This window comes from Alteraurantiacibacter aestuarii (assembly GCF_039523595.1).
Taxonomy (GTDB): Bacteria; Pseudomonadota; Alphaproteobacteria; order Sphingomonadales; family Sphingomonadaceae; genus Alteraurantiacibacter; species Alteraurantiacibacter aestuarii.
In genome coordinates this window covers 349,966-364,209 of sequence record NZ_BAAAFP010000001.1, presented here as the reverse complement: position 1 = coordinate 364,209, position 14,244 = coordinate 349,966, and the positions used below count along the sequence as shown (strand labels likewise).

General features: G+C 64.4%; 15 protein-coding genes. 4 read left to right on the top strand and 11 right to left on the bottom strand.

Going from position 1 to position 14,244, the window contains the following annotated elements; genetic code table 11:
• Positions 1 to 139 precede the first annotated feature (139 nt).
• Together xth and ribA are read left to right on the top strand one after the other, a co-directional pair.
• A complete protein-coding gene (xth, locus tag ABDZ98_RS01845) occupies positions 140 to 946 on the top strand; it encodes an exodeoxyribonuclease III (protein ID WP_160590597.1) in 807 nt (268 codons plus the stop codon).
• 53 nt (positions 947 to 999) lie between these two features.
• A complete protein-coding gene (gene ribA, locus ABDZ98_RS01840) occupies positions 1,000 to 2,025 on the top strand; it encodes a GTP cyclohydrolase II (protein WP_337190174.1) in 1,026 nt (341 codons plus the stop codon).
• A 4-nt stretch (positions 2,026 to 2,029) separates the two neighbouring features.
• Here the strand turns inward: ribA and ABDZ98_RS01835 are convergent, their stop codons facing one another.
• The 6 genes from ABDZ98_RS01835 to recQ form a co-directional block, all read right to left on the bottom strand.
• On the bottom strand, positions 2,030 to 2,293 hold the full coding sequence (locus ABDZ98_RS01835; RefSeq protein ID WP_160590598.1) for a DksA/TraR family C4-type zinc finger protein: 264 nt from the start codon (positions 2,291 to 2,293) through the stop codon (positions 2,030 to 2,032).
• A 54-nt stretch (positions 2,294 to 2,347) separates the two neighbouring features.
• Entirely contained in the window at positions 2,348 to 3,292 is a 945-nt protein-coding gene (locus ABDZ98_RS01830; RefSeq protein WP_343805411.1) for a right-handed parallel beta-helix repeat-containing protein, read from the bottom strand.
• Between the two features lie 100 nt (positions 3,293 to 3,392).
• Complete coding sequence (locus ABDZ98_RS01825; RefSeq protein WP_160590600.1) at positions 3,393 to 4,403, bottom strand: LLM class flavin-dependent oxidoreductase; 1,011 nt, start codon at positions 4,401 to 4,403, stop codon at positions 3,393 to 3,395.
• Between the two features lie 63 nt (positions 4,404 to 4,466).
• Complete coding sequence (locus tag ABDZ98_RS01820; RefSeq protein ID WP_160590601.1) at positions 4,467 to 4,682, bottom strand: type II toxin-antitoxin system antitoxin; 216 nt, start codon at positions 4,680 to 4,682, stop codon at positions 4,467 to 4,469.
• A gap of 7 nt (positions 4,683 to 4,689) precedes the next feature.
• Positions 4,690 to 5,604 (bottom strand): SPFH domain-containing protein, encoded by a 915-nt coding sequence (locus ABDZ98_RS01815; RefSeq protein WP_237437422.1) that lies wholly within the window; start codon positions 5,602 to 5,604, stop codon positions 4,690 to 4,692.
• A gap of 111 nt (positions 5,605 to 5,715) precedes the next feature.
• Positions 5,716 to 7,542 carry a DNA helicase RecQ gene (gene recQ, locus ABDZ98_RS01810; RefSeq protein ID WP_419866763.1) on the bottom strand — a complete coding sequence of 609 codons (1,827 nt, stop codon included), beginning with the start codon at positions 7,540 to 7,542 and terminating at the stop codon, positions 5,716 to 5,718.
• Positions 7,543 to 7,682: 140 nt separating this feature from the next.
• On the opposite strand from recQ, the gene ABDZ98_RS01805 reads away from it, so the two are divergent.
• Complete coding sequence (locus ABDZ98_RS01805; RefSeq protein ID WP_160590602.1) at positions 7,683 to 7,979, top strand: hypothetical protein; 297 nt, start codon at positions 7,683 to 7,685, stop codon at positions 7,977 to 7,979.
• Positions 7,980 to 7,999: 20 nt separating this feature from the next.
• Positions 8,000 to 8,233: a hypothetical protein gene (locus tag ABDZ98_RS01800; protein ID WP_202386003.1), complete on the top strand. Its 234-nt coding sequence runs from the start codon at positions 8,000 to 8,002 to the stop codon at positions 8,231 to 8,233.
• 96 nt (positions 8,234 to 8,329) lie between these two features.
• On the opposite strand, the gene ABDZ98_RS01795 is transcribed toward ABDZ98_RS01800, so the two are convergent.
• The 5 genes from ABDZ98_RS01795 to ABDZ98_RS01775 form a co-directional block, all read right to left on the bottom strand.
• Positions 8,330 to 8,581 (bottom strand): hypothetical protein, encoded by a 252-nt coding sequence (locus tag ABDZ98_RS01795; RefSeq protein WP_160590603.1) that lies wholly within the window; start codon positions 8,579 to 8,581, stop codon positions 8,330 to 8,332.
• Between the two features lie 72 nt (positions 8,582 to 8,653).
• Positions 8,654 to 8,920 (bottom strand): GlsB/YeaQ/YmgE family stress response membrane protein, encoded by a 267-nt coding sequence (locus ABDZ98_RS01790; RefSeq protein WP_160590604.1) that lies wholly within the window; start codon positions 8,918 to 8,920, stop codon positions 8,654 to 8,656.
• A gap of 83 nt (positions 8,921 to 9,003) precedes the next feature.
• Entirely contained in the window at positions 9,004 to 9,816 is an 813-nt protein-coding gene (locus tag ABDZ98_RS01785) for an undecaprenyl-diphosphate phosphatase (RefSeq protein WP_160590605.1), read from the bottom strand.
• A 106-nt stretch (positions 9,817 to 9,922) separates the two neighbouring features.
• Positions 9,923 to 12,046, bottom strand: a complete 2,124-nt coding sequence (locus tag ABDZ98_RS01780; protein ID WP_160590606.1) for a M13 family metallopeptidase — start codon at positions 12,044 to 12,046, stop codon at positions 9,923 to 9,925.
• Between the two features lie 208 nt (positions 12,047 to 12,254).
• Positions 12,255 to 14,042, bottom strand: coding sequence for an ABC transporter transmembrane domain-containing protein (locus ABDZ98_RS01775; protein WP_160590607.1), 1,788 nt, complete (start codon positions 14,040 to 14,042; stop codon positions 12,255 to 12,257).
• Positions 14,043 to 14,244: the final 202 nt, after the last annotated feature.

Genomic DNA, 14,244 nt, shown 5'->3' with positions numbered 1-14,244 from the left:
CCTCGTCCCACTTGCCCCCGGGACGAGGGTTTTCCTTTGTCCGGGCCATGCGCCGCCAGACCAGCCGCGCCGCCCGCATGGCAATGCCCGGCTGCCCGACACCTTGCCGCCCGGCGCCTTCGCACCTAAGCACGTTGCCATGATCTCTATCGCCAGCTGGAACATCAATTCCGCCCGCCTGCGCATGCCCATAATCGCGCGTTTCCTTGAACAGGAGGCGCCCGACATCCTGTGCCTGCAGGAGATCAAGTGCCAGGAGCATCAGTTCCCCTACAAGGCGTTCGAGGAGCTGGGTTATACCCACTTCGCCGTGCACGGGCAGAAGGGCTATCACGGCGTGGCCACCGTCAGCCGCATCCCCATCAGCGAATTTTCGCGCCATGACTGGCAGGACAATGGCGAGGCGCGCCATGTCGGAGTGGAGCTGACCGGCCCCGAAGCGGGCGCCCTGGCGGGCATGGTGCTGGAAAATGTCTATATCCCCGCCGGCGGCGATGAGCCTGACCGCGCGATCAATCCCAAGTTCGGCCAGAAGCTCGATTTCCTCGAGCGGATGACTCGCTGGGCAGACAAGGTGGACCGGCCGACCATGATCGTCGGCGATTTCAACATCGCACCGCTGGAATCGGATGTGTGGAGCCACAAGGCGCTGCTCAAGGTCGTGTCACACACGCCGCTGGAAGTGGAGACGCTGAAGCGCTTTCAGGATGCGCATGGCTGGACAGATGTGGGCCGCGAGTTCATCCGCGATCCGCAGCGCTATTACACCTGGTGGAGCTATCGCAACAAGGACCACACGGTGAACGATCGCGGGCGCAGGCTGGATCACATGTGGGCCAGCCCGCAGCTGGCGCAGCAGGCCACCGGGCACCGCATCGTGGAAGATGCGCGCACCTGGGAAAAGCCGTCCGACCATATCCCGCTGATTACGGAGATGGCCAGCTGAGCGCGGCTCCCGCCTCGACCAGTGCATCCCCCGCGCGCCGGGTGGCGCAGGCGGTGGATGCCTTGCGCCACGGCTGGCCGATCCGGATTGGCGAGGCGCCCGTGCTGCTGCCGGTGGAAACCGCGCTGGCCCCGCAGGCCAGCTCTGACCGGGCGCTGATCTCCGCCGCGCGCGCCGCCACGCTCAAGCTGGCCAACCAGCGCGAGGCCGCCAGCGGCCATGCGCCCGTGCTGATTCGCAGTTCCGCGCCGATGGGACTGGATGAAGCGCGCCCGATTGCCGATCCCGCGCTCGACCTGGTGGTGCCGCTGAAAGGGCCTTTCCGGGCCGAGACCATCGCCTGCAAGGCAGAGGCCGAGGCGGCGATGGAGCTGGCGCGCTTGGCCGGCATATTGCCCGCCTTCCTGTTCGATCCCGCCCACGCCGGGGAGCCGGTGCGGCTGGCGGCATCCGACCTTGCCGCCTGGAGCGATCAGGTGGCGCTGACCATCGCCACCCGCGCGCGCCTGCCGATCAGCGCCAGCGAGGAAGCCGAGGTGATCGCCTTCCGCAAGCTGGACGATATGCGCGAGCATGTGGCGCTGGTGATCGGCAATCCCGATTTTGACCGCGTGCCGCTGGTGCGCCTGCATTCCGAATGCCTGACCGGCGATATCTTCGGCAGTCTCAAATGCGATTGCGGCCCGCAGCTGGACGCGGCGCTGGCGCGCATGGCGGAGGAGGCCAAGGCGGGCGGCTGGGGCATATTGCTCTATTTGCGGCAGGAAGGGCGCGGCATCGGCCTGATCAACAAGTTACGCGCCTATCGCCTGCAGGATGCCGGGTTCGACACTGTGGATGCCAATGCGCGACTGGGCCTGCCGGTGGAAGCGCGCGATTTTCCCGTGGCGGCGCGCATGCTCGATCTGCTGGGGGTGAACGCGGTGCGGCTGCTGACCAACAACCCGGCCAAGGTGGCTGCGCTGGAGGCGGCTGGCGTGACGGTGGCGGAGCGCGTGGAGCATCAGCTGCCTGCCAACGCGCATAACCAGCGCTATCTTGCCACCAAGCGTGACCGCGCGGGGCATCTGCTGAAATAGATTTTCAGCGCAGCTGGCTGTCCTTGCTTCCGCGCCGGTTGATCGCGGAATGGCGGATCTGGCTATCCTGACCAGACTGACAGGCCACGCAGCGGCGCACACCGGGAACGGCCATGCGGCGCTTTTGCGGAATAGGTTCACCGCAATCGTCGCAATATTCAGCGCTTTCGCCTTTGGGCAGGCGGGCGCGCGCGGCTTCCACCGCGTCTTTCACCGTGTCGTCAATCTGATCCTGAACCGCGCCATCGCGCGACCAACCGCCTGCCATATCGTGTCTCCTGCCCAATAAACCGATCAAGGGTGGGCTGGGTTCCGAACGGTGTCAGCGCTGCTCGTAGGTGGTCAGGCCCGGATCGAGGCGATTGTCCGAGATCCGGCTGACTTCGCCCGACCAGTCGGCCACGAAGGCGGAATTGCGGTCCACGCCCGGCGCAAAGCGCGCAGTGTTGGCCGCTACGGTCAGCCCGGCGCTGGAGTGATCGCGGCTTTCGGCAGCAACGGCGATGAAGGCGGAGTAATTCTCCTTGTCTCGCCCCTGCACGAACCAGTTGTTGGATATCTGCCCGCTGGCCCCGGCAGGCAGGTCGATCATGTAATTGGTTTCATGCCCGTTCGAATCGTCAAAGCTGCTGCTGGCCACGTCCACCCGGCCCGCGCGCAGTTTGACATAATGGCCGCCCTGCCCGCGCTCGAACCGGCTGTTGGTGATGCGCACCTGGCCATAATTGCCGGTGTAGATCGAATGGGCGCAGCCGCCCGATCCCTCGCACGTGCCAAGGCCGGAGAAGGTGGAGCGGTCGATCACCAGCGTGGAGCCGGTATCGTCGGCGGTCAGGATGCCCTGCTGGCTATCGCGGAACCAGCTTTGCGCCACGGTCAGGTTGCCGGCTTCCAGGCGAATGCCTGCGCCGTTGAAATCGCGCACATTCATGTTCTGGAAGGTGAGGCCGGACACTTCCGCCCCGCGCCCGCGCAACACCAGCGCGGCCTTGCCCTCGCAGGTCACGCCATCGAAGATCACTTCGCCCGGAACTGCGGCGAGATAGGAGATCACCCCGCCCTGCTGCACCGCGCACTGGCGGTGGGTGCCCACGGCAATAGCGATCGAGCCGCGCCCGTCACCAATCGCATCCACCGCCTGTTGCAGCGAATTGAAGGTCTGCCCGGTCTCGACAATCGTATAGGGGGCGGCAGGTGCCTGCGCGAACAGCGCCGTCAGCGGGATGGCCGCGATGGCGGCAGCGGCAAGGGCAGCTGCGAATTTCATCGACGGGCGGGTCGGCACAATTTGCGCATCATGGGTCATGCGTAGCGGACTACGCCAGATTGGTTAAGAGCTCGCAAAGCCTGTTCTCAGGTGCAAGTTCTCAGGCGAAAGCGGGCATGACCTCGCGGGCGAACAATTGCGCGGATCGCGTCACATCGTCCACCCGCAGATCGCCAAAGGCGAACCAGCCGACCATGTAATTGATGCCGCTGCCATCCGCCTCGCGCAGCACGAAGTCGCGCACGGTGGAGGGGCTGCCGGCGCAGCCGTGGCCCATCGCCTCGGCTGCGTCCCATTCGGGCGGATAGAGATCGCCCAGCGGAAATCCGCCGCCGCGATCTTCCCACAATCTGGCAAGGCTGGCGCGCCAGCGGGCATAGGCTGGCCGGGCCAGGTCGCGCGCCTGGGCATCGCTGTCTGCCACCACGATATGACGGCTGATGCCCACCAGCGGCAGGTTTTCCGCCGCGCCGCCGCCCGCTTCCCATTCCTTGCGGAACAGGCCGCTGACCTGCTTCACCCGGTCCCCCAGCGCGAGGCTGACGATATTGACGCCGTTATGCGCCGCCCAGGTGATCGATTCGGGACTGCCCGCGCCGTACCACAGCGGCGGATGCGGGCGCTGCACGGGGCGCATGGTCATGGGCACATCGTCGAAGCTGAAGAACCTGCCCTCGTGGCTCAGCCGGTCGCTGGAAAGACCCTTGAGCAGGACCTCCAGCGTCTCGTCAAAAATCTCCCGCTGCTGGGCCATGTCGATGCCGTAGAAACCCATTTCGATGGGCGAGACGCCGCGCCCCACGCCCAGCTGGAAGCGCCCGCCGGACAGCGCATCCAGCATCGCCACCTCCTCGATCAGCCGCAGCGGATGATACAGCGGAAGCAGATAGACCAGCGGGCCGAACAGGATGCGGCTGGTGCGCTGGGACAGGGCGGAAAACAGCATGCCGGGCGATGGCGCATGGCCCAGCGGCGTGCCGTGGTGTTCCGCCACATGGTAACAATGAAAGCCCGCCGCCTCATAGGCGCAGGCCATGTCCAGCCGCGCCGCCAGATGCTGTGCCAATGGCAGGCCGCTGTCATCGACATGGTCGAATACGCCGAATTTCATATGCACCGCTCTCCCTCTCTCCCGCCAGACTAGCGGGCAATCCCGGCCGGGCAATGGCGGATGCTAGTCTACCTTCGGCGGACGGCCACGGCGCGGGCGCTCGCCCATCGGCACATCAATGCCGCGCCGCTTCAACGCTTCGCGGATCAGCACTTCCAGCTCGGCATTGACCGAACGCAGTTCCGTGGCCGCCAGACGCTCCACCGCATCGTGGAGCGCCGGGTCGAGCCGCAGGGCAAAGGCTTTCTTGCCGGGTGTAGGTTTGCTGCGTCCGGCCATGGCGGAGTTACTGGTACAAAGATCCTGCGTTGACGACGGGGTTCACCTCACGGTCGCCGCACAGGACCACCATCAGGTTGGAAACCATCGCCGCGCGGCGCTCATCATCCAGATGGACGATGTCGTCGGCGGACAGCTTCTCCAGCGCCATTTCGACCATGCTGACCGCGCCCAGCACCAGCTTGGCGCGCGCCGAGATGACCGCATCGGCCTGCTGGCGGCGGAGCATGGCTCCGGCAATTTCCGGCGCGTAGGCGAGGTGGGTCAGGCCCGCCTCATCAACCACGATACCGGCGGCAGACAGGCGCTCGTTCAGCTCGGTCTGCAATTCGCTGTTCACCACGTCCGCATCAGAGCGAAGCGTGGTTTCCGCCTCCTCGATATCGTCATAGGGGTAGCGTGATCCGACCGTGCGCAGCCCGGCCTCGATCTGGATGTTCACGAACTCCTTGTAATCATCCACGTCGAACGCCGCCTGCGCGGTGTCGGCCACACGCCACACCACATTGCAGGCGATTTCGATCGGATTGCCGCGCAGATCGTTGATCTTGACCTTCTCCGAATGGATGTTGTGCGCGCGCACGGACAGTTTGTTGCGGCCCATCCACGGCCAGCGCCAGCGCAGACCTTCCTTGCGGTCTGTTCCCCGGTACTCGCCGAACAGCGTGATCACCGCGCCCTGGTTGGGCTGGATCATGTAGAAGCCGACCGAGAAGAACAGCACGGCAAAGCCCGACCCGAAAGTGGTCAGCACGAACATGATCTTGATCAGCTTGCTCGAACCCTTGGGCGGAATGCCCGTGCTCAGGACGAACAGCGCCAAAGCGACGATCGCCAGCAGCACCAGCAGCATGGGATAGCCGCTATACGTGCTGGCCGGGCCTTCCCGGCTGCGGATCATGGCTTCTTGCCCCTTTGACATATCGAATCTCCTGTTTGTTTAATTATGATATCATTATTATATCAAATTACAGGTTTTCGCAATCAAAACCGGATTTTCGGACCGGCAGCGGGCGGCCATTGTTGCTGGCCATCAATATTGGCGGATGATGGCCAGGAACGCATCGCCATAGGCTTCCAGCTTCCTGGCCCCGATGCCCGAGATAGTGCCCATCGCATCAAGGCTGCCCGGTCGGCGCGAAGCCATTTCGCGCAAGGTGGCATCGTGGAAGATGACATAGGGCGGCACCTGCGCCTCCGCCGCCAGCGAGCGGCGCAGTTCGCGCAAGGCATCGAACAGCGGATCGCCAACCGGATTGGGCGCCTGCGCGCTGCCCTTGCGGCCCCGGCGCTGGCTGCGTTCGGGCGGGCGAATGATCGCGACATCGCTCTCCCCCTTCAGGATCGAGCGGGCATCGCCGCCCAGCGCCAGCCCGCCATGTTCTGTCGCCACCAGCGCCCCGCGTGCCTGCAATGCGCGGGCGAGCGGCTGGAGCAGGCGCGCCTCCTCCCCCTCGACAATGCCGAACACGCTGAGCTGGTCATGCGCGCGCTGGGTGATGCGATCATCCTGCGCCCCGGTCAGCACTTTCTGGATATGGCCGAAGCCGAAGCTCTGCCCGGTGCGATAGACCGCACTCAGCAGCTTGCGCGCCAGTTCGGTGACTTCGATCACCTGCGGCGGCTCCAGGCAATTGTCGCAATTGCCACAGGTCTGCGGCGGGTCCTCGCCGAAATGGCGCAGCAGCACGGCTCGGCGACAGGTGGGCGTTTCCACCAGCGCGGCCAGTGCGTCCAGCCGGGTCCGCTCCCCCTGCTGGCGCGCCTCATCCACTTCGGACAGCCTTTGCCGCGCCTGCACGAAATCGCCCGCACCCCACAGCATCAAGGCCAGCGCGGGATCGCCATCGCGGCCCGCGCGCCCGGTTTCCTGGTAATAGGCCTCGATCGATTTGGGGATGCCGGCATGCGCCACAAAGCGCACGTCCGGCTTGTCTATCCCCATGCCGAACGCGATGGTGGCCACGATCACCATGTCCTCGCTGGAAACGAATGCAGCCTGGTTGGCGGCGCGCACTTCGGGGGCCAGCCCGGCGTGATAGGGCAACACCTGCCTGCCCGAGCCAGAGCCGGATCCAGACCGAGAGCCTGCGCCCAGCTTTTCCGCCAGTTCCTCCACCTTGCGGCGGGTGGGGGCATAGATGATGCCGGGGCCGGAATGCTCATCCAGCAGCGCGGCAAGCTGCGCGCCCATGCTGTCACGGTGGCGAATGGCGTAGCGGATGTTCGGGCGGTCGAACCCGGCCACGATCATCCCGTCCTCACCAATGCCCAGCTGGTGCAGGATATCGCGCCTGGTATGCGCATCGGCGGTGGCGGTCAGCGCCAGCCGCGGAACCTGCGGGAACATATCCATCAGCGGCCGCAGCTGGCGGTAATCGGGGCGGAAATCATGCCCCCATTCGGATACGCAATGCGCCTCATCCACCGCGAACAGGGCGATCCGGCCCTGCCCCAGCAGATCACGGAAATGCGGCTGGCTGGCACGTTCGGGCGCGACATAGAGCAGGTCCAGCGCGCCGCTGCGGAAGGCGTCCACCGTCTGCATCCCATCGGTATCGACGCTGGTCAGCGATGCCGCGCGAATGCCGTTGGCACGGGCCGAGCGCAGCTGGTCATGCATCAGCGCGATCAGCGGGGAGATGACCACGCAGGTCCCCTCCAGCATGGTGGCGGGCAGTTGGTAGGTCAGCGATTTGCCCGCGCCGGTGGGCATCACCGCCAGCGTGGATTGCCCGGCCAGCACGCGCGAGAGCACCTGTTCCTGCGCGCCGCGAAACTCCTCGAAGCCGAAGGTGCGGCGCAGCGCGGCACGCGCCTGTTCCAGCCCCGGCCGGTCAATCATGTCGGATGACGTCATCTGCCCACCGATTGCACAGGCTTTGCTCCACCGGAACCGGCGCAGGCGCTTTTTGCGATTTTATTCCCCGGCGCGCTGGGGTAATTCACCCTTATCAGGCGCAAATGCCTGAGCGGGACCATTCCACTGGAGATAATACCATGAAGAAAATCGCCCCCCTGGCTATCGCCGCCACGGCCCTGCTCACGCTTTCCGCGTGCGGTTCCACCACCGATGCATCCGAAGACGCGATGGCCGACACGGTCGAAATGCCCGCCGATCAGGCCCTGGCAGGCACGCCCGAGCCGGCAATGGATGAAGACGCCGTGACCGACGCCGCAGACGCCGCTTCTGGCGATGCGGAGATTGACGCGATGGAAGCCGCCGCTGCTGCCGAAGGCATGGTCAATGAAGATGTCGAAGCCGCCATCGGCAGCGCCGAATCGTCGATGGAATGAGTTGGGGAGTAAGGTGGGGAATGAGTGGGGGAGTAAGCGCGATCAACGCCCGATACCTCCCCGCCCTGGCCGCCTGCGCGATGCTGTGCGGATGCGGTGCGGGAGACAATGATCCCGGTCCCGGCGGCGTGAGCGTGGGGGAAGCGGCGGCGCTGGATCAGGCGGCCGAGATGCTCGACCAGCAACGCCTGCCCGCCGAAGCGCTGAGCGAGCCGGGCGATGAAGCGCCACCCGCCGCCGAACAGGCGCCCTAGCCAGGCAACCTAGACTGCAAACGAAAGGGCCGGCCCCGCCATGATGGCGGGACCGGCCCCAATTCTTGTCCGCTCCTGAAGGAGCGGCGCGGAAGTTTATTCCGCGGCTTCGTCCATCGCTTCGCCGGTTTCTTCCATGGCATCAGCGCGGTCTTCGGCAGCGTCGGTCATGGCATCGGCCTGGTCGTCGCTGATCATGCCGGCATCTTCCATGGCTTCGGCCTGGTCGTTCACGACTTCAGCAGCCTGCTCGCCTTCGTCTTCCATGGCATTTTCGTTGGCGCCGTCACAAGCGACAACACCCAGAGCCAGCACAGCAGCAGACGCGACAGAAATAATCTTCTTCATTGGTATTCCCCTTCAAGATTCGGGACGGCCAGGCCGACCCATAAAACGAGCCATCGGCTCATCACGCAAAATTCATCGCAATTCGCGGTGTCGCAAAATATTGACTGACGCCAGCAGGACGACAGAGCCGCCCAGCGAAATCAGCAACGCCGCGATACTATATCCCCCGGCCAGCAAGTTCCCTTCGCCGATCAGGGGATTGACCAGCAGCCCGCCAACCAGCGCGCCACCGATTCCCGATGCCAGATTGACCTTCAGGGCATTGCCGCCGGTCTGCAGGACAATTGTTGTCAACCAGCCAAGCAGCGCGCCGGATCCTATGAGGAAAATCAGGCCCATCCGAGATAGTTTCCAGACATCATGCCTAGAAAACACCGCGGCAACCGCTTGGTTCCAAGTCAAATTGCGGGGAGGCGCAAGCCCTAGCGCAGCGTCAGCCAGGCAATTGCCACTGTGCCCACCACGATCCGGTACCAGGCGAAGGGGGTAAAGCCGCGGCGGCTGACAAAGGCCACGAACAGGCGAATGACGATCAGCGCCACGATAAAGCTGACCACAAAGCCGATGGCGATTTCATACCAGCCCACGCTTGTGGTGCCGGCCATCAGCGCATCGCCCTTCTGGAACAGTTCCAGTGTGGTGGCGCCGATCATGGTGGGCACGGCCAGAAAGAAGGAGAACTCCGCCGCCGTCTTGCGGTTCACGCCCATCGCCAGCGCGCCCATGATGGTGGCGCCTGATCGGCTGACACCGGGGATCATCGCCGTGCACTGGGCCAGGCCAATACCGATCACCGTCTTCATCGGCAGGTCGGCAACCTTCACCTCGTCACCCGGGCTGGAGGCTTTTTCGATCCCGATAATGGCAATGCCGCCCAGGATCAGCGCCCACGCCACGATTGACGGGCTGCCCAGCATGATGTCGATATAATCCTTGAACGCCAGCCCCAGGATCACGCTGGGAATGAACGCCAGCAGGATGTTGCGGGCAAAGCGCAGGCCTTCGCTTTCCAGCTTCAGCACGCCCATGCCCGCGCCCCAGAATGTGGGCCAGTACTGATACACCACCGCCAGGATCGCGCCCAGCTGGATAACCACGTTGAACATCGCCCACTCATCGGCATCATAGCCGAACATCTCCGTGGCGAGGATCAGGTGGCCGGTGGAGGAGACCGGCAGGAATTCTGTCAGCCCCTCGACAATGCCGAGCAATACTGCGGTGAGAGTGGTGTCCATTGCTGCCGAGCAATTGGCAGGGCGGGCGGTTTAGTCAAGCCAAACCGCCCCCCAACATCAGCAGCCCACACCAGCGGCGCACCGTGACCCTGCGCCGCAACCTGTCCTACCAGATCGAAACGCGATCCTGCGGCGGCAGGTACAGCGGATCATCCTCGCCCACATCGAAGGCATCATACCATGCGTCCAGCTGGCGTACGGTGTTGTTGAGGCGGAAATCGCCCGGAGGATGCGAATCGGACAGCATTTGCGAACGCTTGCGCTCGGGCCGCAGCTTCTCGCGCCAGTTCTGCGCAAAGCCGAGGAAGAAGCGCTGGTCGCCGGTCAGCCCGTCAATCACCGGAGCCTCAGCTCCATTCAGCGACAGGCGATAGGCGCGGTAGGCCATTTGCAGGCCGACCACATCGCCCAGCGTCTCTCCCAGAGCCAGCCGCCCGGTCAGGCAGGTTTCCCCGTCATCGGTGCAATAGGCCTCGATCAGCGGAATGAGCTTGCCCGCGCGCGCTTCAAAGCCCGCCCGGTCCACGTCCTGCCACCAGTTGCGCAGCGTGCCGGTGCTGTCGAACCGCGACCCGGAATCGTCAAAACCATGGCCAATCTCATGGCCGATGATCGCGCCGATTGCGCCATAGTTCACCGCCGCTTCGGCATTGGGGTTGAAATAGGGTGCCTGCAGGATGGCGGCGGGAAACACCACCTGGTTGAAGATCGCCATGTAATAGGCATTCACCGTCTGCGGCAGCATGGCCCATTCGGTGCGATCCACCGGCTTGCCCAGGCGCGAAAGCGAATCCGCCTGATTCCACGCAATGGCGCTGATGCGGTTGGCCAGCGGATTGCCCGGCGTGATCTCCAGCCCGTCATACGTCTCGAATTCATCGGGATAGCCGATCATCGGGGTGAAGCTTGCCAGCTTGGCCCGCGCTTCGGCCAGCGTGGCCGGGGTCAGCCAGTCATTATCGTCCAGATCCTCACCCATCGCGCGCAGCAGGTTGGCCACCAGCTCATCCATCTGCGCCTTGCTTTCAGGCGGGAAATAGCGCGCAGCGTAGAGCGCGCCCAGCTGCTCACCCAGCAGGCCTTCAACCTCGCCGATGGCGCGCTTTTCACGCGGGCGCGGGCTGTCCTGCCCGCTCATCACCGTACCGTAAAAGGCGAAATTCGCATCATCGATGTCGCTTGGCAGCACGGCGGCATAGGATGACAGGAAACGCACCGCCATATAGGCCTTGAGATTGGCCAGCGGGGTCTGCGTGAGCAATTGCATCATCGCCGGCAGGCCGCCGCCCATCATGCCCATTTGTTCATCGTCCAGACCCAGCGCGGCAGCTTCTTCGGCATCGGGCAGCAACTGGCTGGCCAGGAAGCGATCGACATCGCCGAAGCCGCCCGATTGCAGCAGCGTCTCGGTGGGAAAATCGGGGGCGAGCGCGATCAGCTCGTCGCGGCTCAGCACATTATAGGTCAGCTCCGGAATGCGGAACATCTGGCTGTCCCACTCCAGTTCGGCCACCTGATGCTCAAAATCATACACCACGCGGGCCGCGGCCGCCGGATCGCCGTAGCCTGCCTTGCCCAGCATGAAGGTGAGGAAATCCATGTATGCCGCGCGGATTTCCAGGTTCCGCTCATTGTCGACCAGATAATAATCGCGGTCATCCAGCCCCATGCCGGTGAAGCCGACCGATACCACATAGGAATTGGGATCGCGGCTATCGACGGTGACGCCTGCGGAAACCATCGCCGGATAGCCCGGCTGTTCGAACAGATGGGCAAGTGCATCCAGATCGGGCGCGTTGAAAATCTGCGTCAGATAGGGATAGGCAGGCGCAAGCCCCGCCGCATCGATGGCAGGCCGGTCCGCATAGGCATTATAGGCATCGACAATGCGGCGCTGGGTGGTTCCGGGCGCCGGATCGGCTGCAACCAGCTCCGTCACCAGCGTCTCGACATCGTCCACCGCGCCTTCGGCCAGAATGTCGAACGGGCCATAGCCGGATCGATCGGCGGGAATTTCGGTCGCTGCCACCCATTTGCCATTCACATAGGCATCGAAATCGGCACCGGGATCGACCGACGGGTCCAGCTGCGTCAGATCGACGCCCCATGCGCCGAACGACATTGCCGGGGTGGCCCGCTCCGGCGCCTCCTGCGCCTCCTGAGCCAGGGCCGGCATGGCGGCGGCGAGCGCAATGGCGGAAATGCCGGTAGCGAATATCTTGCGAATCATCGAGCGTCCCTTGATCTGTTCCGCCGCGCAGGATCAGCGCCCGCGGAATCGAAGTGAAATATCGGTTTAGCGCCAAGCCCGGAAAGGCGACGTCATTCATCGGTTTCATATGATACTTCGTCGATTAGCAGGGGCTTAACCCCTGTCTCAATCGAATTCTCAACCGGAAACTTCGTGTGCTTCGCCGGTCAGGCGGGCAAGCGGGCCGTCAGGCGGCCTGATCGTCAAATTGCAGCGCGGCGAGATGGGCATAAAGCCCACCCTTGGCAATCAGGCTGGCGTGATCGCCCTGCTCGACAATGCGGCCATCGTCCAGCACCACGATCCGGTCTGCCGCGCGCACCGTGGCCAGGCGGTGGGCGATGACCAGCGTGGTGCGGTTCTCCATCAGCTTTTCCAGCGCCTGCTGCACCAGCCGTTCGCTTTCGGCATCCAGCGCGCTGGTGGCTTCATCCAGCAGCAGGATCGGGGCATCGCGCAGCAGCGCGCGGGCGATTGCCACGCGCTGGCGCTGGCCGCCCGAAAGACGCGCCCCGCCTTCGCCCAGATAGGTATCGAGGCCATCGGGCAGTTCGCGCAGGAATTTTTCCGCATTGGCTGCGCGCGCCGCGTCCCAGATAGCCTCTTCATCGGCATCCCACGCGCCATAGCGCAGATTGTCGCGCGCGCTGGCGGCGAACAAGACGCCTTCCTGCGGAACCAGCGCCATGCGTCCGCGAATGGCGGCAGGGTCGGCCTGATCCAGCGGAACGCCGTCCATGCGGATGGTGCCCACCTGCGGATCGTAGAAACGCTCCACCAGCTGGAAAATGGTCGATTTGCCGGCGCCCGATGGCCCCACGATGGCCACTGTCTCACCCGGCTCAACGGTCAGGGTGAACCCCTCGATCGCCTTGTCCTGCAAGCGCGTGGGATAGCTGAAGCCGACATTCTGGAACGACAGGCTGCCGCGCGGCGGCTCCGGCAGGGCCTGCGGACGCGCGGGCGGCGCGATTGCGGGTGCCTGGTTGAGCAATTCGTTCAGCCGACCAGCCGCACCGGCACCGCGCAGAAGATCCCCGTAAACCTCGGTCAGCGATCCGAATGCACCCGCCACCAGCACGCCGGTGAGCACGAAGGCGGCGATGGTGCCGCCCGAAAGCGTGCCTTCGGCCACCTGCATCGCCCCGCGCCACATCAGCGCGGTGATCGCGCCGAAGATCACCGCAATGATGATCGCGGTCATGGTCGAGCGCAGCACGATGCGCCGCCGGGCGGTTTCGAAAGTGGCCTCCACACTGGCGGCAAAGCGGGCCTGTTCGCGGCTTTCCTGGTTGAAGCCCTGGACGATTTTCATCGCGCCCAGCACTTCGGAAATCATCGCGCCGACATCGGCCACGCGGTCCTGGCTCTCACGGCTGACAGCGCGCAGGCGGCGACCGAACATGGCAATCGGAATGATCACCACCGGAATGGCCACCACCATCATCCCGGTCAGCGCGGGCGCGAGGTAAACCAGATAGGCCGTGCCGCCCACCGCCATGATGGCATTGCGCAGCGCGACCGAGACGGTGGTGCCCACCACATGTTCGATCTGCGCGGTGTCGGCGGTCATCCGGCTGGAAATCTCCGACGGGCTGTTCTCCTCGAAGAAGCCGGGGGACAGGCGCAGCAGGTTCTGCTGAACGGCAAGGCGGATATCGGCCACCACGCGTTCACCCAGCAGGCTGACGAAATAGAACCGGCAGGCCGTGCCCAGTGCCAGCACCACCACGATGCCGAACAGATAGCGGAACCAGCGGCCGATCTCGTCCGGGTTGCTGCCCTCGGCAAAGCCGCGATCGATGATCAGGCGGAAACCGGCGGGGATCGCCAGCGTGGCCGCTGCCGTCACCATCAGGGCGATACAGGCGAACACGATCATGCCGGGATAGCGCCCGGCGGCGCGGAAAATCATCGCCAGCGGACCCAGGTTATCTGCGGGCTCTACATCATCGGAGGAAGCGCGGCTGGCCATTTCGCTGCTGCGCCTAGCCGATAAGATCGCGCGATTGAAGCACTTGCCCGCCGGAATTCTGCATTATTGCGGTTTTTCCGGGCACAAGCCCCTTTTGCTGCAATGCAACATCGCTTACATTGGATGCACAAGTCAGGCTATGGCATGGTGCAGACAACACAATTGCGCGCCGTGCCGGGATCGCAGCAGATCCACCTGGCAC